The organism is Bacillus haikouensis, assembly GCF_013179555.1.
Taxonomy (GTDB): Bacteria; Bacillota; Bacilli; order Bacillales; family Bacillaceae_B; genus Rossellomorea; species Rossellomorea haikouensis_A.
In genome coordinates this window covers 1-21,336 of sequence record NZ_JABMCR010000044.1, presented here as the reverse complement: position 1 = coordinate 21,336, position 21,336 = coordinate 1, and the positions used below count along the sequence as shown (strand labels likewise).

Annotated in this window: 26 protein-coding genes; 4 read left to right on the top strand and 22 right to left on the bottom strand. The window is 40.2% G+C overall.

Annotated features, from left to right (window positions below; all coding sequences use genetic code 11):
- On the top strand, positions 1-998 hold a 998-nt coding region (locus tag HP456_RS06500; protein ID WP_246288809.1), incomplete at its 5' end, for a methyl-accepting chemotaxis protein.
- 148 nt (positions 999-1,146) lie between these two features.
- On the opposite strand, the gene HP456_RS06495 is transcribed toward HP456_RS06500, so the two are convergent.
- The gene (locus HP456_RS06495) at positions 1,147-1,302 is read right to left on the bottom strand and encodes a YjcZ family sporulation protein (protein ID WP_172249270.1); all 156 of its coding nucleotides are present in this window, start codon (positions 1,300-1,302) and stop codon (positions 1,147-1,149) included.
- 169 nt (positions 1,303-1,471) lie between these two features.
- Between HP456_RS06495 and HP456_RS06490 the strand changes: the two genes are divergently transcribed.
- The gene (locus HP456_RS06490) at positions 1,472-2,050 is read left to right on the top strand and encodes a DUF502 domain-containing protein (RefSeq protein WP_172249269.1); all 579 of its coding nucleotides are present in this window, start codon (positions 1,472-1,474) and stop codon (positions 2,048-2,050) included.
- Positions 2,051-2,099: 49 nt separating this feature from the next.
- Here the strand turns inward: HP456_RS06490 and HP456_RS06485 are convergent, their stop codons facing one another.
- The 4 genes from HP456_RS06485 to rsgA all read right to left on the bottom strand — a co-directional run bounded on the left by HP456_RS06485 (position 2,100) and on the right by rsgA (position 4,790).
- Positions 2,100-2,600: a PTS sugar transporter subunit IIA gene (locus HP456_RS06485; protein WP_172249267.1), complete on the bottom strand. Its 501-nt coding sequence runs from the start codon at positions 2,598-2,600 to the stop codon at positions 2,100-2,102.
- A 108-nt stretch (positions 2,601-2,708) separates the two neighbouring features.
- A complete protein-coding gene (gene msrB / locus HP456_RS06480; protein ID WP_172249265.1) occupies positions 2,709-3,134 on the bottom strand; it encodes a peptide-methionine (R)-S-oxide reductase MsrB in 426 nt (141 codons plus the stop codon).
- Complete coding sequence (gene msrA, locus HP456_RS06475) at positions 3,124-3,615, bottom strand: peptide-methionine (S)-S-oxide reductase MsrA (protein WP_246288807.1); 492 nt, start codon at positions 3,613-3,615, stop codon at positions 3,124-3,126. Before msrA ends, msrB begins: the two co-directional genes overlap by 11 nt.
- Positions 3,616-3,809: 194 nt before the next feature.
- A complete protein-coding gene (rsgA, locus tag HP456_RS06470; RefSeq protein WP_172249272.1) occupies positions 3,810-4,790 on the bottom strand; it encodes a ribosome small subunit-dependent GTPase A in 981 nt (326 codons plus the stop codon).
- Positions 4,791-5,207: 417 nt separating this feature from the next.
- On the opposite strand from rsgA, the gene HP456_RS06465 reads away from it, so the two are divergent.
- Positions 5,208-5,951: a DUF4397 domain-containing protein gene (locus tag HP456_RS06465; protein WP_172249263.1), complete on the top strand. Its 744-nt coding sequence runs from the start codon at positions 5,208-5,210 to the stop codon at positions 5,949-5,951.
- A 41-nt stretch (positions 5,952-5,992) separates the two neighbouring features.
- Here the strand turns inward: HP456_RS06465 and HP456_RS06460 are convergent, their stop codons facing one another.
- From HP456_RS06460 to HP456_RS06440, 5 genes are all read right to left on the bottom strand, one after another.
- Positions 5,993-6,580, bottom strand: a complete 588-nt coding sequence (locus tag HP456_RS06460) for a YpmS family protein (RefSeq protein ID WP_172249262.1) — start codon at positions 6,578-6,580, stop codon at positions 5,993-5,995.
- A gap of 30 nt (positions 6,581-6,610) precedes the next feature.
- Positions 6,611-7,405: an SGNH/GDSL hydrolase family protein gene (locus HP456_RS06455; RefSeq protein WP_172249260.1), complete on the bottom strand. Its 795-nt coding sequence runs from the start codon at positions 7,403-7,405 to the stop codon at positions 6,611-6,613.
- 253 nt (positions 7,406-7,658) lie between these two features.
- The gene (locus HP456_RS06450) at positions 7,659-8,501 is read right to left on the bottom strand and encodes a fatty acid kinase binding subunit FakB (RefSeq protein ID WP_172249259.1); all 843 of its coding nucleotides are present in this window, start codon (positions 8,499-8,501) and stop codon (positions 7,659-7,661) included.
- A gap of 214 nt (positions 8,502-8,715) precedes the next feature.
- On the bottom strand, positions 8,716-8,967 hold the full coding sequence (locus tag HP456_RS06445; protein ID WP_172249257.1) for a DUF2535 family protein: 252 nt from the start codon (positions 8,965-8,967) through the stop codon (positions 8,716-8,718).
- A 203-nt stretch (positions 8,968-9,170) separates the two neighbouring features.
- Entirely contained in the window at positions 9,171-9,824 is a 654-nt protein-coding gene (locus HP456_RS06440; RefSeq protein WP_172249255.1) for an SOS response-associated peptidase, read from the bottom strand.
- 159 nt (positions 9,825-9,983) lie between these two features.
- Between HP456_RS06440 and trhA the strand changes: the two genes are divergently transcribed.
- A complete protein-coding gene (gene trhA / locus HP456_RS06435) occupies positions 9,984-10,622 on the top strand; it encodes a PAQR family membrane homeostasis protein TrhA (RefSeq protein ID WP_172249253.1) in 639 nt (212 codons plus the stop codon).
- 47 nt (positions 10,623-10,669) lie between these two features.
- On the opposite strand, the gene HP456_RS06430 is transcribed toward trhA, so the two are convergent.
- The 12 genes from HP456_RS06430 to HP456_RS06375 form a co-directional block, all read right to left on the bottom strand.
- On the bottom strand, positions 10,670-11,158 hold the full coding sequence (locus tag HP456_RS06430) for a dihydrofolate reductase (RefSeq protein ID WP_172249251.1): 489 nt from the start codon (positions 11,156-11,158) through the stop codon (positions 10,670-10,672).
- Between the two features lie 75 nt (positions 11,159-11,233).
- A complete protein-coding gene (locus tag HP456_RS06425; protein ID WP_172249249.1) occupies positions 11,234-12,196 on the bottom strand; it encodes a thymidylate synthase in 963 nt (320 codons plus the stop codon).
- Between the two features lie 109 nt (positions 12,197-12,305).
- Positions 12,306-12,998 (bottom strand): anthrax toxin lethal factor-related metalloendopeptidase, encoded by a 693-nt coding sequence (locus HP456_RS06420; protein ID WP_172249248.1) that lies wholly within the window; start codon positions 12,996-12,998, stop codon positions 12,306-12,308.
- Between the two features lie 169 nt (positions 12,999-13,167).
- Entirely contained in the window at positions 13,168-13,758 is a 591-nt protein-coding gene (locus tag HP456_RS06415; RefSeq protein ID WP_172249247.1) for a YpjP family protein, read from the bottom strand.
- A gap of 295 nt (positions 13,759-14,053) precedes the next feature.
- Entirely contained in the window at positions 14,054-14,830 is a 777-nt protein-coding gene (locus HP456_RS06410) for a class I SAM-dependent methyltransferase (RefSeq protein ID WP_172249246.1), read from the bottom strand.
- Positions 14,831-14,923: 93 nt separating this feature from the next.
- The gene (locus HP456_RS06405) at positions 14,924-15,358 is read right to left on the bottom strand and encodes a BrxA/BrxB family bacilliredoxin (RefSeq protein WP_172249244.1); all 435 of its coding nucleotides are present in this window, start codon (positions 15,356-15,358) and stop codon (positions 14,924-14,926) included.
- 36 nt (positions 15,359-15,394) lie between these two features.
- Positions 15,395-16,522, bottom strand: coding sequence for a conserved virulence factor C family protein (locus HP456_RS06400; RefSeq protein WP_172249242.1), 1,128 nt, complete (start codon positions 16,520-16,522; stop codon positions 15,395-15,397).
- A 75-nt stretch (positions 16,523-16,597) separates the two neighbouring features.
- On the bottom strand, positions 16,598-18,490 hold the full coding sequence (locus tag HP456_RS06395; protein WP_172249240.1) for an ABC-F family ATP-binding cassette domain-containing protein: 1,893 nt from the start codon (positions 18,488-18,490) through the stop codon (positions 16,598-16,600).
- The gene (locus HP456_RS06390) at positions 18,487-19,134 is read right to left on the bottom strand and encodes an HD domain-containing protein (RefSeq protein WP_172249238.1); all 648 of its coding nucleotides are present in this window, start codon (positions 19,132-19,134) and stop codon (positions 18,487-18,489) included. The genes HP456_RS06395 and HP456_RS06390 overlap by 4 nt, the downstream gene beginning before the upstream one ends.
- A 103-nt stretch (positions 19,135-19,237) precedes the next feature.
- Positions 19,238-20,098 carry a fatty acid kinase binding subunit FakB gene (locus HP456_RS06385; RefSeq protein ID WP_172249236.1) on the bottom strand — a complete coding sequence of 287 codons (861 nt, stop codon included), beginning with the start codon at positions 20,096-20,098 and terminating at the stop codon, positions 19,238-19,240.
- 57 nt (positions 20,099-20,155) lie between these two features.
- Positions 20,156-20,641, bottom strand: coding sequence for a hypothetical protein (locus HP456_RS06380; RefSeq protein WP_172249235.1), 486 nt, complete (start codon positions 20,639-20,641; stop codon positions 20,156-20,158).
- Positions 20,642-20,737: 96 nt separating this feature from the next.
- On the bottom strand, positions 20,738-21,336 hold a 599-nt coding region (locus tag HP456_RS06375; RefSeq protein ID WP_172249233.1), incomplete at its 5' end, for a class I SAM-dependent methyltransferase.

Genomic DNA, 21,336 nt, shown 5'->3' with positions numbered 1-21,336 from the left:
AAGTTAAATCCAAAGATGAATTAGCTGGACTCGCTTCAGATACAAACCAGCTCATCGAAGGTATCGCCGTCCTGGTTAAACAAGTTTCAGGAATGGCTGAAAATGTTTCAGCCAGCTCACAGCAATTATTAGCTTCTGCCGAAGAAACATCGAGGACGATCACTTCTATCGCTGAGACCTCAAGTGAAATCTCAGCCGGTACAGACCAGACAACAATGAAGATGTCAAGCTCATTCGAGAAGATGAACAGCTTGGAAGAAGCAGCCCGTTTCCTTTTCGAACAGGCTGAATTAGTGAAGCAGACGGCTAATGATATGAGAAACGCAGCCGAAAAAGGCGGAAAATCCGTTCAAGCGTCTTCTACAAAAATGATGAATATTGAAGAAACAATGGCCAGCACCAGTGAAACAGTCGAAGCACTTGGAAAACGTTCTTCACAAATTACAACGATTATCGGCACCATCACTGAAATAGCGGAACAAACAAATCTCCTTGCTTTGAATGCCGCTATCGAAGCCGCCCGTGCAGGTGAACATGGCCGGGGCTTTGCAGTAGTTGCAGATGAAGTAAGGAAGCTTGCTGAACAATCACAAAAAGCCGCAAAAGGCGTTACTGAAATCGTACACAGCATTCAGGAGGAAGTAAATGTGATCATCAAGCAAAACTCCGAGGGTGTGAAGGAAGTTATCGCCGGAGTGGAAATCACCAATGAAACAAATGCTTCACTTGAGGGAATCTTAAGTCAGACGAATAAAACAACTATCGTTGTGGATGAAATGGTAGATCATATTCAAGCTACTCTTAACTTAAGTCAGGAAGTGGCCGATTCATTCGCACAAGTAAATGAAATAGCAGCTGCAACTGCAGCCAATACTGAAACAACCGCAGCAGCTTCGGAACAGGGATCTGCCGCCATGCAAGAAGTCACTGCAAGTGCATCAGAACTTTCTCAACAAGCTGAAAAACTGAAGGAGCTTGTTGCCAGCTTCAAGATATAGATCTGAAAATCAAGAAAAGCACCTGATGGTCATCAGTTGGACCATCAGGTGCTTTATCCAATTTCGGCTCGCTTTCACCGCAGTACACGAAAAAAAGTGCCAAAGCATTCAGCTTCGGCACTTCTCTTATATTCCAGCATCTTTTTTATTATTTACCGCAGTAACACACAGCCCCGATGATGATTAACAAAATAAACAATACGACAATCAAGGCAAAACTATTTCCGCAATCCGCTCCACCAACAGGATAACCATACCCCGGATAACATTGATTATAACTCGGTTCAACAGCACCTTTATACATACAAATCTCTCCTCATTTTTTATTTACATTGTCAATGTATGTCAAGTGCCCGGACACTGTTTGTGCATTTGCCCATTTTGCCCAAAAAAGAAAGCTTTTCACCTCGCAGCCATTTTATTATACTGTGATTATGTAACTTGAAAATTGTCAGAAGTAGAGGAGTAGAAAGATGAAGTGGTTTATTAAGTCATTTTTAAACGGTATATTAACAATTGTACCTATTATATTGGTCGTTTATGTCCTGTATAAAATGTTTGAGTTTCTGGATGGACTGCTTGGAAATGTGATGAAACCTTATTTGAATGAAAACTATGTGCCTGGCATCGGACTGCTTGCCACCGTATTCGTATTAACCCTGCTGGGCTGGTTATCCACGAAATTCATTATAGGTGCCGTCATCGGCCTGGCGGACAGGCTGCTAAATAAGATCCCATTTGTTAAGACTATTTATTCTGTCATTAAAGATACCATCCATTCTTTTATAGGTGACAAGAAATCATTTACAAAAGTAGCTCTGGTAAAGATGCCTGGAACCAATATGAAGTGTCTCGGTTTCATCACGACTGAAAACCTCGATGATTTGCATAATGATCTTGCTGGTCATGCTGCGGTATACATACCCCAGACATTTCAGGTGGCAGGGGTGACGTTCCTGATTCCAAAAGAAGATATCGAAATACTTGATATTAAATCTGAGGAAGCGATGAAGTTTATCTTATCCGGCGGAATGGCATCAAAAAACGAATAAAAAAAGGTGTGTCCTCCGCTTCCTGGCGGCAGGTACACACCTTTTTCCGTTAGTCAGCTGATATTTCCAACACAACCTCTTGTCCAGCCGTGACCGATACGGCATCTTTCTTAACCAATTCACTCATATTGTCACCATTGGTTAAAATGATTGGAGTAATGGTGCTTTTTGCTTTTTCTTTTACTAATTGAAGGTCAAATGTAATCAGGGCTTCACCTTTACTTACTTTAGATCCTTCTGAAACATGGGCTTCGAAGCCTTCTCCGTTCATGGATACTGTTTCAAGTCCTATATGAATCAGGATTTCCGCTCCATTTTTTGCTTTAATTCCTACAGCATGTTTTGTCGGGAACAGCTGCATAATTTCACCATCTACCGGCGAAACCACTTTACCGTCTGTCGGATCGATGGCGATACCGTCACCCATCATTTTTTGAGAAAATACAGGGTCCGGTACTTCTTCCAGCGATTTGACCGTCCCTGTCAATGGTGCAGCAGCCATCACAGTTTTAGGTGCTTCTTCTTTCATACCGAATAGCTTTTTCAACATAAGATCTTCACCTTCCTATATAAAATATATACACATATGTATAAATGAATAAACATGCAGTTTCCATTTTAGCACATATGTGAATGTTCTCACAACTTATAAACTATATCAAAATAATTTCTTATATTTTCCATAACCTTCTTCATCCAGCTTTTTATATGGAATAAACCGAAGTGCAGCCGAATTTATGCAATAACGCAGCTTTGTCGGGCCCGGACCGTCATCAAACACATGACCCAGATGGGAATCGCTTATCTTACTTCTTACTTCAGTCCTAACCATGAAATGGCTGCGATCGTCCTTTTCTTTTATTTCTTCTTCATCAATCGGCTGCGTAAAGCTCGGCCAGCCGCACCCTGCATCATACTTATCTTTCGAGCTGAAAAGCGCTTCACCCGAAATGATATCCACATATATACCATCACTAAATTGATTCCAATATTCATTTTTAAAAGGTGTCTCTGTACCATTATTCTGAGTAACATCGTACTGGATCGGTGTCAGTTTTTTCTTCAACTCTTCTTTATTTTTCATTTCTGTCCCCCCAATTTTCCTTTATGAATGCTGCGCGGCCAGAGCCAAGACTATAGCGCTGATAATGTCCAGGATTCTTTTTATAATAATCCTGATGATAATTCTCTGCAGGATAAAATTCCTTGGCTGGCAGAATGGATGTAACAATCGGTTTACTGAATTTTCCTGATTGTTCAAGTTCACTCTTTGACTTCTCTGCCAGTATCCTCTGTTCATCATTATGGTAGAAGATGGCTGTCTTATAAGAATGTCCCCTGTCAAAAAACTGCCCGCCCGGATCTGTTGGATCGATTTGCTGCCAAAAGACTTGTAATAGCCTGTCATATGGGAATTCCTCTGAATCAAATACTATCTGAACGGCTTCATAATGTCCTGTCTTCTCAGAACATACTTCCTTATACGTCGGGTTCGGGATCGTGCCGCCTGTGTAACCGGAAGTGACACTTTCAATGCCCGGCTGTTCATCGAAAGGCTTTACCATACACCAAAAACAACCTCCGGCGAATGTTGCTTTTTGAAAACTGTTACTATTCGGCATCATCATCAACCTTTCTTAGTGATATATTGACTTTTCCCTTTGTTGATGATTTTAACTCATAAAAGGTTAAAATAAAAAGAATGCAGCTTAAATGAAAAAGATTGATCCATTTCAATTGGATCAATCTTTTTCATTCACTATTTCAAATTCCTTTGCTTTCCGATATTTTTCCACTTTTTCCGTTCAAGTGATTCCAGTCTTTTATTTCCTCTTCTGTCCATATACGCGATTTCCCTTTGCAGCTTTTGATATTGACTTAATCGATTGAGATCAAGATCACCTGAGAGAATCGCTTCTTTGACCCTGCAGCCCGGTTCTTCATCATGAGAGCAATCCTTGAATCTGCATGAGTATGCCAGCTCCTTTATATCACTGAATTGAGTAGTCAACCCGCCCTGCCCTTGCCACAATTGGATTTCTCTCATTCCTGGTGTATCAATAATGGAAGCCCCATTTTCCAAAAGGAATAATTCCCTATGGGTCGTCGTATGTCTCCCTTTATCATCACCATCCCTGATTTCTTTCGTCTTTTGGACAACTGCATCAACAAGATTATTTGTTAAGGTCGATTTGCCTACACCTGAGGAACCTACTAGAGCAACCGTTTTTCCCATTTCTAAATAAGGACCCAACTCTTCCATTCCTTCTTTTGTAATAGAGCTGATGGTGATCACTTTCACTCCGTACAACTTATCTTCCACTTCTTTTCTTTTTTCAGCTCCATTTTTACAAGTATCGGCTTTCGTCAAGACGACTACCGGGTTTGCCCCGCTTTCCCAGCATAGCAATAAATAACGTTCAATTCGTCCTATGTTTAATTCGTCGTTTAATGATGAAAGAATGAATATTGTATCTATATTCGCAGCAATTATCTGCTCATCGGCTTCCAGTCCTGCTTTCTTCCTTGAAAATTTACTTGCTCTCGGCAGCACTTTTTCAATGATACAGCCTTCATCATTTATCAGTACCCAGTCACCAACAGCAGGCAAGTCTTCACGGGTTACAGATTCAAATCGAATTTTACCGGATATTTTACACAATCTTTCCCCGTCCTCTGTCATGACCATATATGCTCCTTTTTGCTCGGTCACGACTCTTCCGAGATTTTGAATGCTCATGTCATTCGTATCTTTAAATGATTCAAGCTTACTTTTAAATAAATGTGTTCTCACTATATTCAAATGTGAATCCTCCCTAAAATTAAAAAATCCGTTTGCGCTCTGCACGCCAACGGATTTTAGACTTTCAGGGTTAAAGAGACCACTAAAAAGACTTTCCGAATAAAGCGGTTGGTTGACATGCAGAGACTTTTCTTTTTTTAAACAGTGCTCGATTATTTATTCTCATTAGATTACTCATATCACATCACCCGCTTTCATTAAGTTAATACTATTATCCCATACTCAAAACAAAAATTCAAGAAATATTTCCTATTTTCAAAAAAATAAACTTCCTTACCTTTACATGGGTATTTTCACCATTTCACCTCTGATGCATAATCTATTGTTGCGAGAAAGATTAAAGGGGAGAAAGTAATGAGTAAACAACAGGATTTCCTAAATAAAGCAGCTTTATACGATTTACTTGCCGGGTATTATAAATACAGTAACCCTTCCATCCACATCCATTATTATCAAAAGCATCTGAAGTATATGAATTTCGCCCTTATGTCACAAGAGAGGGAAATGAAACTTTCCAGCCAGCCATCCTATATCAGACTGCTTCATGCTGTACCGGATATTCCAAATGTGGATATATATATAAATACAAATCGTGTTTTAAGAGATGTCAACTTTAAAGATATCAGTGATTACCTGACACTTCCTGCAGGTAAATATCACATCGATATTTACCCTGCAGGAACAGGCGTCAGTACTTTGATCAGTAAAAAAGTAAAAATAGAACCCGGAACAATTTATACTTTTGCTGCCGCAGGAAATTCAAATAAACTGCAGCTGCTTCCTTACATTGATGAACCATCTGTTCCGAGAGGCGAAACAAAGTTAAGGTTCGTTCACCTTTCACCTGATACCCCTGCAGTTGATATCGGTGTCAAGGGTGGAGACACCGTCTTTTCAGATATCACTTTTAAACAGGTATCCGATTACTTAATTCTCACACCAATGACCGTTAATCTGGAAGCCAGGAAGGCAGGAACGAAAGATAAGATCCTGGATATCCCGAATGTGAAACTGAACGCCAATCAACCGTATACCCTCGTGGCAGCGGGATTGGCTGAGGGTACACCTGAACTTGAGGTCCTGTTATTAAAAGGATAATAGAAAAGGATGACCCAGGTCTCGGTCATCCTTTTCTTACCTTATTGAGCCTGATCGACAGGCACTAAAAGACGGAACCTGATATTATCTTTTTCTAAATCAAATTCCTTTGCCCTGACTTTAATATCACTCTTCAGCTCCATATCCTGCAGTGACACATAGATCAATTCATCGTTTGGCTGTATCTTTACCCATTCAGGAAAGTTATAAGAATCCCTGATGACTTTCAATACATAAGAAACCGGTAAGTTCAGGGAGCCGACTGAAATCGATTTCTGTTTGAGAAGGATATTTCCATTTTTTAACGCCTGAGGCTCGAATTTAAGTTCGAAATCAATGTTGGACGTGAATACCGGGACTGACCCGTGTAATTCCACATCATCTTTTAACTGTACATCATAATCCACTGGACCTTTAAGTCCTTCTTCTTCAATATAGTGCTCAATGATAAGATTGAGGTCATGTTTATTCGAACGCACGTCAAATCCGACCTCACTATTGGTATCTGACTTATTGTCTGGTAACTCGTCATCCTTTATAGGAGCAAACACCATCATCAGGATTATAACTGCAACAATTATCAATGCTCCTGACAAGGCAATGAAAGCTACCTTCCATTTGTTCTTCATGCTGGCTTCTCCTCTTCTAACTAAATATGGTTAATTTGTCAGTCTTGCAATTGTTTCCCCTTGTGAAAGGCTGGTAAACATCCGGTCTGCGATTAATTTATACCCTTCATCGTTTGGATGAAAATAATCTTCGTATAAAAGAGTATCTCCACTATCGATGAATAAATCATCAATCTTTATAAATAGCGTTTTGTCATAGCTGCTCAATACCTGTTCACTGGCACTGTTCCAGTTACGGATGATCTGATTCACTTCATCGACATCAGAAAACCAGGTATTAAAAGGATTATAAAGTCCTACAAGTACAACCCCTGCATTGGGATTATAACTTTTTATTGTTTTCATAATGTCATTCAGCCTATTTTGATACAAGCGTTTTTCTTCTTGGAATACTTCCAAGCTTAAATGTGAAAGATTTTCCCTGAAAATTTTCATCACATCATTTCCGCCAATCGTAATCATAACAATATCGGATTCTTCAATCGACCTTTTCACTTTGTCTTCTTTCAGCCGTTTAAGCAGCTGATCCGTACGATTACCCTTAATACCATAATTATGAAACTGTGCATTATTTATACCATCCAATGCTTCGAGATGATTCTCAAGATATGGAACATATCCTCCGCTTTTCGTACTGTCCCCAACCCCTTGAGTAAGAGAATCCCCGATTGATACGATTTTCAAGTTTTTTGGTATGAAGTTTTCGTTTGGGTTTTCTTTATCCCACAAGGATACTTCCCGTGTTACGTGTTCTGCAGCTTCTTCCAACGAACAGCCAGTTAAGAGAAGAACAAAAGCAAGCACGAAGAATGCTATTTTCTTCATCCGCTTCACCCCGCTTACTATATAATCTTATTATATCACTACAACATATCCTTAAAACCTTTGTTAAGAATACATAAACGAATTGTAAAGTGCCGGCTCTTCTGCCATAAATGGAGAACAAGTCAGATAGCCATCACTTATTTACTTTAGTATATGTAATTAAGTGAAAAATTGAATCATAAATGAGGACACAGAACTCCTCTATCTCAAATGATCAAAAAAGGCGGAGTCAAGCCCCCGCCGTTTAACTGCCTTAATCTGTATAATACATGAACCCGATCGCTCCGATACCCGTATGGGTGCTGATGATTGGTGTAGTTTCGGCTATTTCAAAATCTTCAAATCCGGTTTTTTCTATGATTTTATTCTTGAGGTTCTGTGCAAGCTTCATGCCGTCAACATGTACAAGTCCTACTCCGCTAATCGTTTTGCCCTTGACGTCTTCAACGAATTGCGACGATAAATATTTCACCACCTGGGAATGGCTCCGCACCTTTGCCACCGGGGTATATTCTCCTCCAGCTAAAGATGCAATCGGTTTAATATTAAGAAGGGATCCGATCATTGCCTTCCCTTTTCCAATTCTTCCACCTTTCACGAGGTTTTCCAACGTATCAACAACTACGAACAAATTCGTATTCTTACGGATATTCTCAATGGAATGCAGGATCTCTTCAAGTGATTTACCATTTTTGGCAAGTTTCGCTGCTTCAATTACCTGGAAGGCGAGACCCCTGGAAATGAATCTTGAATCTATCACCGTTACTGAAGTAGAGGACATTTCTGCTGCTGATTCTGCTGAACGTACCGTCCCGCTCATGTTGCCTGTCATATGGATCGAAAGAACTTCCGAACCATCTTTACCCAACTCATCGTACAATTCGAGAAAGGCTCCTGCAGGCGGCTGTGAACTTTTAGGTAATTCCTCTGAGGCTTTCATTTTCTCCAAAAAGCTTGAAGGGCTCAAATCAATCCTATCTATATATGTTTCTCCATCGATTGTGATTGAGAGGGGAACAATATGAATGTTCAAGTCACTTATTTCTTTTTCTGTTAAATCTACTGTTGAATCTGTCACTATTTTAATTTTAGTCAATTTCGCCACATCCTTCTACCATATCCCTTGTATTATAACGTTAAAGAGTCAGGATTTAAATAGTTATGGTCTCACTTTGGCCACTTCCCGGCAGGAGTCTTCATCTTGCACTGCAATCAACAACTGAAAATCACAAATAGCAGTATTCTACCCAAAAAGAAAGGGAAAAGTCCAAAGTTGGGTGAACTTTGGACTTTTCCCCTGGTGGGTTGGATCATGCATTATTTCTCAGTTCCTCCGAGTGATAAATTTGTTCGTAGTCTGACCATTTGATAGTGTTTTTTAAGTAGTCTCTAAAACTGTATGCCGTTTTAAGGGTTTGTTCTTTCAGGATTTTTGAAATGAACGCATTCAGTTTAAGATTGACTCTAAAATAGAGCGGGCTGTCTTCCTTTAATACAGGAACTTCTAAGATTTTGACTTTCCTTCCATACTTTGATTTGAACTCAATGGTTTTTGTCAGCAAAGTATCAATCCTCTTTTTTACCCGTTTATATACCTATTATACCGCATTAAGCATGCATAAAATGTCTAATTCTGCAAAAAATTTTTATTTTTTCTAACCTTGGGAGGGGGTTGATGATTCTTGATGCGACTACTCTGTTTTCAATTATATTTATTAAATTTATATCATTATAGGAGATTGTGACATGCAGCATTGAAACATTTTCAAGCAGGGTTGATACATTCCTCCATGTCATTTTTAGGTGAATTCACCAGTTTCGATACCTTGTAACTTTTCATTTCATCTTCAGGAAATGATCTCAATATGACGGACGCTTCTTCAAATGAGTATTTGTCAGTGTTAAGCCATTTTTCTATCTCTTTATCATCCTTCAGCATGATAGGCATTCTATTATGTACAGGATGTATAAGGTTATTTGCTTTCGTTGTGAGAATTGTGGATGTTACCTGTCCATCACTGGTTCTGTCCCAAAGTCCTGCGAACACAAATGGTTTTTCACTTCGGAGCTGAAAGCGGACGGGTACTTTGCCTTCGTCCTCTTGCTTCCATTCGTAAAATCCATCTGAAACGATGACCATTCTCTTCTTATGAACCAATGAGCGAAAGCTTGGTTTTTCTAAAAGCGTTTCACTTCTCCCATTTATCAGGGGCTTCCATTTATTTATATCCGCCCAGCTCGGAACAAGCCCCCACCTTGTTTCTCCCGCTTTGCGAGAACCATTGTGGGAAATTAAGGATAATACTTTCTGAGATGGAGCAATATTATATCTCGGTGTTATTTCCTCGATATAATCATCTATCAAAAATTGTTTTATAATTTCTTCAAGGGGGGTCGTCAGTGAAAATCTTCCACACATAGGATCACCTCTATATAGTAATTTGTTTTTCTTATCAAGACATTAACCGAAAATATATATAAATACAAGAATCCTCCGCAAATCAGTTGCAGGATTTGGAAAAGAGGATTACGATAAATACACAATATTTACACACGTAAACTGAAAGGGTGTTTTTCCTTGACATATGACTTTGATTATTCAAATTGGAAAGAAGAAATAGCCAATGCCATTACACATGGTATCGGTTTGTTATTAAGTATCCCAGCTTTGGTCATGCTGATCATTTTTTCTATTGATAAGGGCTCAACATGGCACATCGTCAGTTTTTCCATATTCGGCGCTTCGATGATCATTCTGTATCTGTTTTCAACGCTGCTGCATAGTATTAAGCCGTCAAAGATCAAAAATCTTTTCGCCATCCTTGATCATGCAGCGATTTACATCTTGATTGCAGGTACATACACCCCTCTTATGCTTGTAAGTGTACGAAGCTCATTGGGCTGGACCCTTTTTGGAATTGTCTGGGGTCTTGCTCTCATAGGAATCGTGTTCAAATGTTATTTCGTACAGCGTTTCCAGATTGTATCGACTCTATTCTATCTAGTTATGGGCTGGCTTGTCATCATTGCGGTTAAGCCACTTTATGTAAGTTTGACAGCTGAAGGATTTTTGCTTTTATTAGCAGGCGGCATCATGTATTCCATCGGTGCAGTCTTCTATGTATGGAATAAACTGCCTTACAACCACGCAATCTGGCATTTATTCGTATTGGCAGGAAGCAGCTGCATGTATTTTTGTATCTTATTATATGTTTAACTTACAAGAAAGGTACTGTCCGCGAACAGTACCTTTCTTGTCTCTATTCATTGCTTTCGGTCATAAATCATGAAGTAATAATCATATGGGTTTTTATCATCTCTGGGGCCCTTTTCCTTACTTACTAAGTCCCACTCCTCTTGGTTGAATGAAGGAAAGAATGTATCTCCCCCAAAATCCCCTTCAATCCTCGTGATAAAAAGACGGTCGGCTAATGGAAACATTTCTTTAAAAATTTCCGCACCGCCAATCACAAATAACTCATCATCCAAACGATTTTCAATGTCAGTAATCTCTGAAGGTGAATGTATGATGAAACAATCTTTTGACTTATACTGTTCATCTCTTGTGAGTACAATATTTTCTCTTCCCGGCAGCGCTTTCCCGATTGATTCATGGGTTTTTCTCCCCATCACGATCGGTTTGCCCATTGTGACTTGTTTAAAAAAAGCAAGATCGGCAGGAAGGTGCCAAGGAAGTTCATTGTTTTTCCCAATAGCTGATTTCGAATCCATTGCTACAATAAAAGAGAGCATATCTTCTCTTCCCCTTTCAATAAACACCCGGATCTTTTCCGGGCTTTCAAAGTGAATGGGTGACTGATTTCCTCACTATACAGCAACTGGTGCTTTGATAGAGGGGTGAGGGTCATATCCTTCCAATTCAATGTCATTCATTTCAAAATCAAAAACCGATTTCACCGCACTGTTCAACCTTAATTGAGGAAATGTTTTTGGCTCCCGGTCAAGCTGGGTTTCAATTTGCTCAATATGATTGGTATAAATATGTGCGTCTCCAATAGTATGGATAAAATCCCCTGGTTCAAGTCCGCATTCATGGGCAATCAAGTGAGTCAAGAGGGCATAACTTGATATATTGAACGGGATTCCAAGGAAAATATCCCCGCTGCGCTGATATAGCTGGCAGCTTAACTTTCCATCCGCCACATAAAATTGAAACAGTGTATGACAAGGCGGCAAACCCATCATAGGGATAAACTCAGGAGACCAACTGGATAAAATCAGCCTTCTAGAGTCAGGATTAACTTTTATTTCTTCAATCAAATCTTTTAACTGATCGATTGTCCCACCTTGTGTCGTTTCCCAAGCTCTCCATTGTTTCCCATAAACCGGTCCTAACTCTCCATATTTAGAGGCAAATTCCTCATCATTAAGGATACGCTCTTTAAAATGTTTCATTTCCTCTTGATACTGCCTATTAAATTTTTCATCGCTCTGGCTTCTCAGCCCAAAATCTTTCATATCAGGTCCGGAATAATCTGAACTTTCCACCCAATTCTTAAATGCCCATTCATTCCAGATATTATTGTTGTGCTGAAGCAAATAACGAATGTTCGTGTCTCCTTTGATAAACCACAACAATTCACTGGCAACAAGCCTGAATGGAATGCGCTTTGTTGTCAGGAGAGGGAAACCTTCTCTTAAATCAAATCTCATTTGATAACCGAAGACTGAAAGAGTGCCAGTCCCTGTTCGATCCTCTTTTTTGAAGCCATTCTCCAGGACATGACGGCACATATCCAGATAAGCGTTTTCGGGGTGTATCAACTTCATCACTCCTTCTCTGAGTTTGAATTCTGTATGATGTATTATGTATCTAATAGTGCTGACAGCAGAAGAATTAATCTCCTGCTGTCTTTTCGGGCCCGAATCAGCCTTTATATCAGTCCAGAGACTTAAAATATTGATAAGTGGATGGAGCTTTTCTTTTTAATAGATTCCTTGAATCTGAACTGAAATAATACATGGCAAATGTTTCGGCATAATATTCTTCCTGATAATCAATGAAGTATGATCGACCGGGGAATAAAAGGGGAGCTTCCCTCTTCCAAACCTGCATAAACGCCATTTCTGAATAAGGTTCATTAACGATATATCTGTCTATGCTATGGGCAAGTTCATGCAATTCCAAATTGATGGAGTCATGTCCCATGCCTTTTTGGCTATGACCGATTTTTATAAGAACTAGTTTTGATCCGCCAATTCCCGGCAAGTCATCCCAGGTAGTACTTTTATTAGTGTACCCTCTTGGGGTCACACCTTTCAAGTGACTTGTAGAAGAAAAGTCCGTTAATTTTTTTTCGAACAACCGGACTTTTATTTCCTCGCTTTCCACCGCACTCAGCAAATGTGGCGGAATATGATCAAGCCTACGTATAATTCCTTTTGCTTCGCTTTTATCAAAGTCGGTCTCCGGAAGCAGGATAATATTTCCCAAATGTTCTTGTGATTGTAGTTGCAGACTGGATTGAATGGAAGAGTGTTTTAATAATATACCGCTGTAACTTGCCTGCGTTTGCTTCCAGATGATGAAGGAAGCAATAATAATGAGGAGGAATATAGATGCCCGTTTCATGTAAAGAACCTCCGAATTTAAGAAGTGCTTAGATAATACTATTCTACCATAATATCAATAGACTTTTTAGGATTGATTCTTTCCAATTCTGTGGTCTCTATGTATCAGTCGCCACTGCTCCAATAAAAAAAGCACACCAAAAAGTGTGCTTTTAATATGTAAAGGCAGATTATGATACTGTCATCCACTGCGGCGGAGTGTTTTTAGCCCAAAAGATGCTTCCTAAATCATGATGTGCTTGAAAATCGTCATGCACAGTGTGATAGTGAAAGTTAAAATAATATCCATCTTTAGGGGGATGATCCTTCCTTACATGAAATCGGATGATATCTTCACCGGATCTTTTATCGTATATGTGGAAAATCTTTTCCGTCTTTGCATATTGGGGTACTTCAGAGATCACCAGATTGGATAGATCTTCATCTCCATACTGCAAGGAGGTTTGCTCAATGGCATATTCCATTTTTGGAAGGATTACGGTTCTAAATTCATCTTCAATTGCGGGCTTGATTTTCGTACCGAATTTCACATAGGCATTTTGTTCTGCCAGCTCCATGATGTGCTCCAGAAAATCTTCTCTTGTAAAGATGGCCTCTTCTTCGATGACATCTTCTTCTGCTCTTTCCACAGTTGAGGCTTTTCCATTGCTTTTTGCAAGGGCTTGTCCCTCTTCATTCAGGAAAACTTGAGAAGGAGAAACCAGTCCGAATGTAAGGATCGATATAAGTACAAAAAACGACTTTTTGAGCCAGATTGCCATAAATAACGTCCTTTCCTATGTATTGCTTCTATTATTATACTATTTATTACGATCAAAAAGTGAAAAAGGTTTCATTTTTTTGTAGGATATAAAAATATTTCTGTGGTAGTATATTATAGAGGATATTTCGTAAGGAGGATAACTAAATGGATACTGGAATTATGATTAATATTGGATACTTACTTCTATTAGGTTATTTCGTAGTATTAGGTTTCACGGACTAATCTAAAAGGCAGACAGGCATATCTAAATGGCCTGTCTTTTTTGTTAACTCTGCTCAATACCTTTTTTCATTTTACAAATTGATAACTCCAAAGTGAAACTTGGCTGATGGTCTTTTTATCACTTCAAATCCATGCTCCTCAAAAAGGGGCGATTGATAATGATTTTTCATGACCACCTTATACTTAGCCACCCGTTTTGCCTCCGCAATCACTTCTTTGGTAATTGGAGTATAGGAAGCCCAGGTTCTGATTGGATTTAAGCCGGTTGAATCAGTCAGTCCTTCTTCAAACATCGGATCGAAATAGACTACATCCATTGATTGATCTGCACATTCCCTTAATCTTTTTTCAAAATTCCCCTGCGATACTTCTATTCTTTTCATCGCTTCGTTTAACTCTGCAAGAGGCGACGTCCAATTTTTCAAACCTTCCGCAATGATAGCAGCAATATACTTATTTGCTTCCATTCCTTGAATAGATCCTTCAGTGCCAACAATGTGGCTTGCGATAATGCTGTCGGAAGCAAGGCCCAGTGTACAATCAAGGAAGTTCATCCCTTGTTGAAGCCCTGCTGCTTCTACCATAGGATCTTTTTCCCCCCGCATTAATCTTTTAATACGGAATGAGGCTGAGTTCGGATGAAAGAAAAAAGGTTCGTCGTCCTTTCCTTTCCTATGAAGCTCCAGCCGTTCTTTACCGACCACAACACAATCTTGATCTTGTTTTTTCATTTGATAAGTAAGTGATTTCTTCCCTCGTTCGATATATGGAATCTTCAGTTCAGAAGCGATTCGCATTGCCTCATTGATGACATTTTCGTTTGCTCTGCCGCATGTCGTTACAAACACAATTGTTGTCTCCTTTTTATTTTGTTCCTTCATCAATCATACCATAGAAAGAGGGAACCCATTAAGAGTTCCCCAGGATGACTTATCAATCTATTAGCAATGTTCATCAAATGCAGAAGTCAAGTTTGAAATAATGGCTGAAATTTCATGATCTTCTATTTCTTCCCTTGGAATGAAATGAACGACTTTACTTCCTTTTAACAACGCCATTGAAGGTGATGAAGGCTCATAACCCTCAAAATATTCTCTCATTTTCATCGTTGCTTCTTTATCCTGTCCTGCAAATACAGTCACAAGCTGATCAGGGGTCTTGTCGTTATTCATAACGGATTGAGCAGCCGCAGGGCGTGCAAGCCCGGCTGCACAGCCGCAGACGGAATTCACAACAACTAAAGTCGTTCCTTCTGCATTCCCCATGAAATGCTCCACTTCTTCATCTGTAATCAGTTCCTTGAATCCTGCTTGTACAAGCTCCTGTCGCATCGGTTTTACCAGTTGTCTCATATACTCTTCATATGCCATTGACATCACTAATTCCCCCTAATAATTATTTGCTGAATCCCTTCAGTCATGTAATCGTGCTTCAGTCATTTGTTTCCAAACGGAGCCTTTTGCCTCTTCTCCGCCTTCTATTCGTTCAATAGCCATTTTGACTTGTAATTTGACTTCGAATTCCGGGTCGTTTTCTGCAGCTTTCAAGCCCTGAAGTGCTGTTTCATCGCCTTCTTCGTATAGGAACATTGCAGCACGCCATCTGACCAGCTTACTCTTATCTTCCAGTGCGCGCACCATCGTGTGCATCGCTTTCTTGAATCCAAGATCAGATAAGCAGTCACCTGCTGTACGACGTACAGAAGCAGATTTATCCTGCATCCCTTTATATAAGAGCGGCAATACTTGTTCGTCTTCAATCATGCCAAGATAGACCACTGCTAAACGTCTTATCGAAACTTTTTCATCTTCCAGTGCTTTTTCCAGAAGCGGAAGGTCCTCGATGGTGGGTGCGTCCATGGATTCAAGTTTCTGGTATCTGGACTGCCAGTCTGGTGCATTCAAATCATCCATTGTGATTTTTTGCTTTTTGCGACGAACAGGCTGAGCGTCAGTACGGCTTTCCTTTGCTTGTTGAGCCAGACTTTCCAGCCTTGTACTAGGGTAGGCGGCGATCAATTCCTCCACGACATCATTGCCGATCTCATCCAAATCACCATACCTTACTCCGTGTTCTTTCCACTTTCTTAGCAGAACGACGTTGTCTCCCTCCTGCTGGGCATTCGATAATGCCTCCATAAAGGGGCCTGGCAAAGAAAACCTCTTCTCTTCTTCGCCGTCTGTGACCTTCACTTGCATCGGGATCCCCTTGAACATCTGTACAGCCACATTTACTTCACCAAAATGCTCCTCCATTTGGGAATGGGCCGCTGATTCTTGAGTTTCTTCACCAAATGCCTTACGGACTTGAGGAAGGAGCTCCTGCCAATCAAATTTCGCATTCCGTTCAACCGCAAGGAAATCTGCAACATGATATACTCCTTTGATCCCTTCAATCTGAAGAATTTCCTTTATAATTGAAGGTGCACCTTCCATCTGATCTTTTTTATAATTATTGCTCTTCCCAGCTTCAAGTTCCCTGTCCAAGAGAACCTTCATCGTATTCGGGCTGGGGGTAGGTTCAATCGATTCGATTTTCACATTGGATCCCCTTTCTGCCAACACTTGTTTTTTTCATCATAACACAGTTATTCCTCAGCCTAAAAACAAAGCGAATTAATCTGCATACTCCGAGAGATAGCTCCATCTTTCAATTAAGCGCTCGAGCTCATTGTTTAATCTTTGGCTTTCGTTCATCAATTCTTGCGCGCGCTCAAAATTACTCCCGACAGATTGAAGTTCTCCCTGCACATTTTCCAATTCTTCTTCTATGGAAGCAATATTCCCTTCAATTTCATCCCACTCACGCTTCTCCATATAGGATAGCTTTTTTTTCTCTTTTTCTGCTTGTGAGGAAGTCTGTTTAATGACGGTGTCCTGCTTCTTCTCAGCTGCCTGCTTTTTACTCTCTGATACAGCCTCTTCCAAGTATGAAGTGTATTCACCAAAATATAACCCAATCTCGCCTTCCCCGTTAAATACAAGGAGCTGCCCGGCGGTTTTGTCCAAGAAATAGCGGTCATGTGATACAGTCACTACAACTCCTGAAAAATCATTAATATAATCTTCAAGTACAGTTAGTGTTTCCGTATCAAGATCGTTCGTTGGTTCATCGAGCAGAAGGACGTTCGGTTTACCCATTAACAATTTCAAAAGAAACAGCCTTCTCTTCTCTCCACCTGATAATTTGCGAATAAGCGTCCCATGTGTGCTCATTGGAAAAAGAAAACGCTCAAGCATAGATGTTACGGAGATTCGTTCTCCTTTGTCAGTGGTGATGAATTCACCGGCTTCCCTTATATATTCAACCATTCGCATATTTTCATCCAATTCCTCATGGTCCTGGGTATAATAAGCGATTTTTACGGTCAAGCCTTTGACCAGTTCGCCGGAATCAAGTTTATCCATACCAGCAAGCAGGTTAAGGAATGTCGACTTCCCACTTCCATTCTTTCCGACTACACCGATTCGGTCCCCAGGCTTGATCAAGTAGTTGAAATCATTCAAGATAACTTTCCCATCGAAAGACTTAGTGGCATTTTTTAATTCGAAGACCTGTTTTCCAAGCCTGTCCCCGCCGATTGCCATCTCGACTTGGGCATTATTTGGACCGGATGCCATATTATCTTCCAGGTTTTCGAATCGCTGTATCCTTGCTTTTTGCTTCGTAGTCCTCGCTTTTGCCCCTCTTCTCATCCATTGAAGCTCCCGACGGTAAAGGTTCTGCTGTTTTTCTGATATGTGACGCTCGGTTTCCTCCCTCATCGCTTTTGCTTCAATGAAAGAAGCATAATTCCCACTATAGGAATATAGTTTTCCTCCATCAAGCTCAAAAGTACGGTTCGTGACATTATCCAAAAAATAACGGTCATGTGTCACAAGCAATACCGAACCGTTATATTTCGCCAGGTAATCTTCCAGCCATTTTATGGATTGAAAATCCAAGTGGTTAGTCGGTTCATCGAGTATGAGGAGGTCCGGTGTTTCTATCAGCACCCCTGCAAGAGCGACCCTTTTCTTTTGCCCTCCGGATAATTCCCTCATTTTTTTTGAGAAATCATAGATCCCCAGTTTTGTAAGAATCGCTTTAGCATTTGCATTCGCTTCCCATGCATGCAGGAGATCCATCTGTTTTTGTGCTTCAAATAACCTTTCTTGTGAGGAGCCGCTTTCAGGATTCCTTTCCATGTCTACTAAAGCTGTCTCATATTCCCTCATTGCCCTTATGACTTTTGCCTCGCCGCGGAAAACTTCCCCGATGACACTCAATTCCCCGTTGAATTCCGGGTCCTGGGGTAAGTAGGAGATTTGATAATCACCTGGTGCCATGATATTGCCGCTATCATATTCTTCGATCCCCGCAATCAGCTTTAACAGACTCGATTTACCAGTCCCATTTACACCGATCAGGCCAACCCTCTCCTTTTCATTGATGGAAAAGGAGATACCGTCAAATAAAGACTTTTCCCCATAAGATTTTGACAAGCTTTCTGCTGTTAACATTCTCATTCTTGACCATTCCATTCCTTATTGAATTGCTCTAAAAATTCAAGCATATACATATGCCTTTCTTCAGCAAGTTTTTTTCCTGTTTCTGTGCACATCAAATTTTTTAACTTTAATAGTTTCTCATAAAAATGATGGATGCTTGTACTTTTTCCTTTTCTATACTCCCCAAGGGTCATATGTGGCCTAATTCCGATCTCCGGGTCATATAAGGACTGACCTATACTTCCGCCATAAGCAAATGTCCTGGCAATCCCGATCGCCCCAATGGCATCCAGTCTGTCAGCATCCCTGACAATCTTCGCGTTTAGTGAAGTCAACTGCTTTTCGTGTCCGCCTTTATAAGAGATAGAGTGAATGATACCAAGTAACTCCGCTTTCTCGTCATCTTCCAATGAAAGCAGTGAGATGAATCCATTCAGCCTTTGGTTTCCTTCTTCTTCAGAGGATGTGAGCTTTTCATCTGGTACATCATGAAGTAAAGCAGCCGCCTCAATTATATATGTATGTGATATTTGTTCTTTCTCCGCAATCAATAGAGCGTTTTTTCTAACACGTTCCAGGTGATACCAGTCATGTCCTGTCGACTCATTCTTGTATACTCTTTTCAATATACTCTTTAACTCTTCAATTTCCGGTCTGACCACGTCATCATCACCTTTCACACCTATTGTATCAAAAATAGAGCCCAATAAAAGAATAAAGGAGATGACATATAAGATTAGAACTTATATGTCACCTCATTATTGTTTATCCTTCTAACTCCTCGGCCCAGCTGATTCCAATTGTGTTTGCCCCTGCATGTACATCGATGACAGCACCGAGTGGATAGGCACCAAATTCCATGTCAGGGTAACTTGCCTTTAATTGTCTCAGCCAGTCTTCCGCCTCGTCATGATTCAAACCATGCAGAATCGAAACCTTTTTTATTTTTTTTATTTGAGAAGCATCTCTTAGCATTTGGCTCATCTTGCTCAAACCTTTATTGATGCTTCTAACTTTATCTTTCACTTCTAACTTTCCATCCGATATAGAAAGAATTGGTTTAATATTCAACATGCTCCCCAGAAAGAAGGATAACCCGTTCATTCTGCCGCTCTTATGCAGTTGTTCGAGGCTGCCCACCATAACAAACACTTCACGGCTTTTGATTTTATATTCCAGTGTCTCAGTAATCTCTTCGATCGATTTTCCTTTCATTTGAAGGGTTTGTCCATATTCAATGAGTTCGGTTAATGGATAAGTCAAAGTCTTCGAATCGATGCATGTTATGAAGGGAACCTTTTCTTTAAGCAATTCAGCAGCCTGATGGGCAGAAGATAAAGTACCGCTGAAATGGGAGGAAACATGAATGGAGAATATATGATCATAGCTTTCAGCAAGTTCTTCATACAATTCCTTGAATGTTCCGATCGATGGCTGGGACGTTTTCACTTCCACTTTTTCTTCTTTCAACTTTTCAAATAATTGTTGAGGCGAAAGATCAATACCATCTTTAAATTCTTTCTCTCCAAAAAGTATTATCATAGGAACTACATATATATCCTTTTCTTTACATGTTGATAAGTTTTCAATATATGCCGTGCTATCGGTCACCCACGCAATCCTCATCTGAATTTCCCCCTTATTCGGTTCTTCCACATCATTTTAGGAACTATCACCAAAAACTCAATCTAACATGTCCAGTGTCTCCACGGAGAACGATACCATTTGAAGAATGTCATCCACCATTTCTTCTGTAATAACCCTGTTAAACCGGAGAATTCCCTGGACACTTGCCGGACGAAGGGAAGAGTAAATATTCACCCACTCCCAGCTCTTATCGGTCCCCCAGGCGGATTCAAGTTCTTTTTTCGAATGAACAAGGTTATCGCTACCATTGTATGTGAATTCGATTTCAGCCCCTGCCCAATTCTTTTCAGCAATCCCTTTCCTCTCAGCTAAAAAGTGACCCGTATCCGCCTTCAGGTGGAGTGTGACTGAGCTTTCTGCCTGATGCGGCAAACTGAATTGGATCACATATGTTCGCTCATAATGGGCAAAGTCGAATAAATCTCTTCTGTCGAGGATGGTAATCTCCCCTGATAGGTCCAAGTCATATACTGCACCCTCTACGACCACTTTCAAGTTATCAAATGCTGTCGGATCAAACATGTGAATCTCCTTTCGTCAAACGAATCATTTGCATCATTACAAGAAAAGGACTCAATCAACTCATCCTTTATTGAAGAGAGGAATTGCTTTTTCCTCTTATAATCTGAACATAAACAGGGTCATGAACGTAAGTGCCTGCTTCAGCTCATTGGTTAGTGATTTGGTCAGAGATTCAGCGACACCTTTTTTATAGACCCATTCTTCATCAATCTTTTTCCAGCCTTTATCTTCTGCCAGTCTCTCTAATTCCCACGGCATCATCGTATTGCAGATCGCTTCTTCCCCCAGCAGTCTTGGATAAGCATTATCCCTTGGGTGGGCCGTTGGTCCGAGCAGACCTATACATATGTATCCACCCTTCATTACTACTCTTTCAAGTTCAGTCAGAGCCTGTAATGGGGATTCAGTCCATTCAATTGAATTAATCGCCATCACAGCTCCAAGTTCATTGTCATTGAAGGGAAGCTGAATGAGATCACCTTGAATGAATCGCAAATTTTTCATTTCATGGTGTTTCGCAATTTCAACCATTTTTTCAGAGAAATCCATACCTGTGACGTTGTACCCATTTTGATGAAGCAAATAGGAACCATAGCCATCTCCACACCCCAGGTCCCCCACGTTCATGCCTTTTTCGACAGATTTAAGAAAAAAAGGGATGATGGCCTTTCTGCTTCCGGTTGACCACATTTCCA

Excerpts from the sequence above, each read along its gene's own strand:
- HP456_RS06495 (WP_172249270.1), bottom strand. The coding sequence starts at position 1,302 with ATGTATAAAGGTGCTGTTGAACCGAGTTATAATCAATGTTATCCGGGG.
- HP456_RS06490 (WP_172249269.1), top strand. The coding sequence starts at position 1,472 with ATGAAGTGGTTTATTAAGTCATTTTTAAACGGTATATTAACAATTGTA.
- HP456_RS06485 (WP_172249267.1), bottom strand. The coding sequence starts at position 2,600 with ATGTTGAAAAAGCTATTCGGTATGAAAGAAGAAGCACCTAAAACTGTG.
- msrB (WP_172249265.1), bottom strand. The coding sequence starts at position 3,134 with ATGAAAAATAAAGAAGAGTTGAAGAAAAAACTGACACCGATCCAGTAC.
- msrA (WP_246288807.1), bottom strand. The coding sequence starts at position 3,615 with ATGGTAAAGCCTTTCGATGAACAGCCGGGCATTGAAAGTGTCACTTCC.
- rsgA (WP_172249272.1), bottom strand. The coding sequence starts at position 4,790 with ATGAGCATTCAAAATCTCGGAAGAGTCGTGACCGAGCAAAAAGGAGCA.
- HP456_RS06465 (WP_172249263.1), top strand. The coding sequence starts at position 5,208 with ATGAGTAAACAACAGGATTTCCTAAATAAAGCAGCTTTATACGATTTA.
- HP456_RS06460 (WP_172249262.1), bottom strand. The coding sequence starts at position 6,580 with ATGAAGAACAAATGGAAGGTAGCTTTCATTGCCTTGTCAGGAGCATTG.
- HP456_RS06455 (WP_172249260.1), bottom strand. The coding sequence starts at position 7,405 with ATGAAGAAAATAGCATTCTTCGTGCTTGCTTTTGTTCTTCTCTTAACT.
- HP456_RS06440 (WP_172249255.1), bottom strand. The coding sequence starts at position 9,824 with ATGTGTGGAAGATTTTCACTGACGACCCCCCTTGAAGAAATTATAAAA.
- HP456_RS06430 (WP_172249251.1), bottom strand. The coding sequence starts at position 11,158 with ATGCTCTCTTTTATTGTAGCAATGGATTCGAAATCAGCTATTGGGAAA.
- HP456_RS06425 (WP_172249249.1), bottom strand. The coding sequence starts at position 12,196 with ATGAAGTTGATACACCCCGAAAACGCTTATCTGGATATGTGCCGTCAT.
- HP456_RS06420 (WP_172249248.1), bottom strand. The coding sequence starts at position 12,998 with ATGAAACGGGCATCTATATTCCTCCTCATTATTATTGCTTCCTTCATC.
- HP456_RS06415 (WP_172249247.1), bottom strand. The coding sequence starts at position 13,758 with ATGGCAATCTGGCTCAAAAAGTCGTTTTTTGTACTTATATCGATCCTT.
- HP456_RS06405 (WP_172249244.1), bottom strand. The coding sequence starts at position 15,358 with ATGTCAATGGCATATGAAGAGTATATGAGACAACTGGTAAAACCGATG.
- HP456_RS06395 (WP_172249240.1), bottom strand. The coding sequence starts at position 18,490 with ATGAGAATGTTAACAGCAGAAAGCTTGTCAAAATCTTATGGGGAAAAG.
- HP456_RS06385 (WP_172249236.1), bottom strand. The coding sequence starts at position 20,098 with ATGAGGATTGCGTGGGTGACCGATAGCACGGCATATATTGAAAACTTA.
- HP456_RS06380 (WP_172249235.1), bottom strand. The coding sequence starts at position 20,641 with ATGTTTGATCCGACAGCATTTGATAACTTGAAAGTGGTCGTAGAGGGT.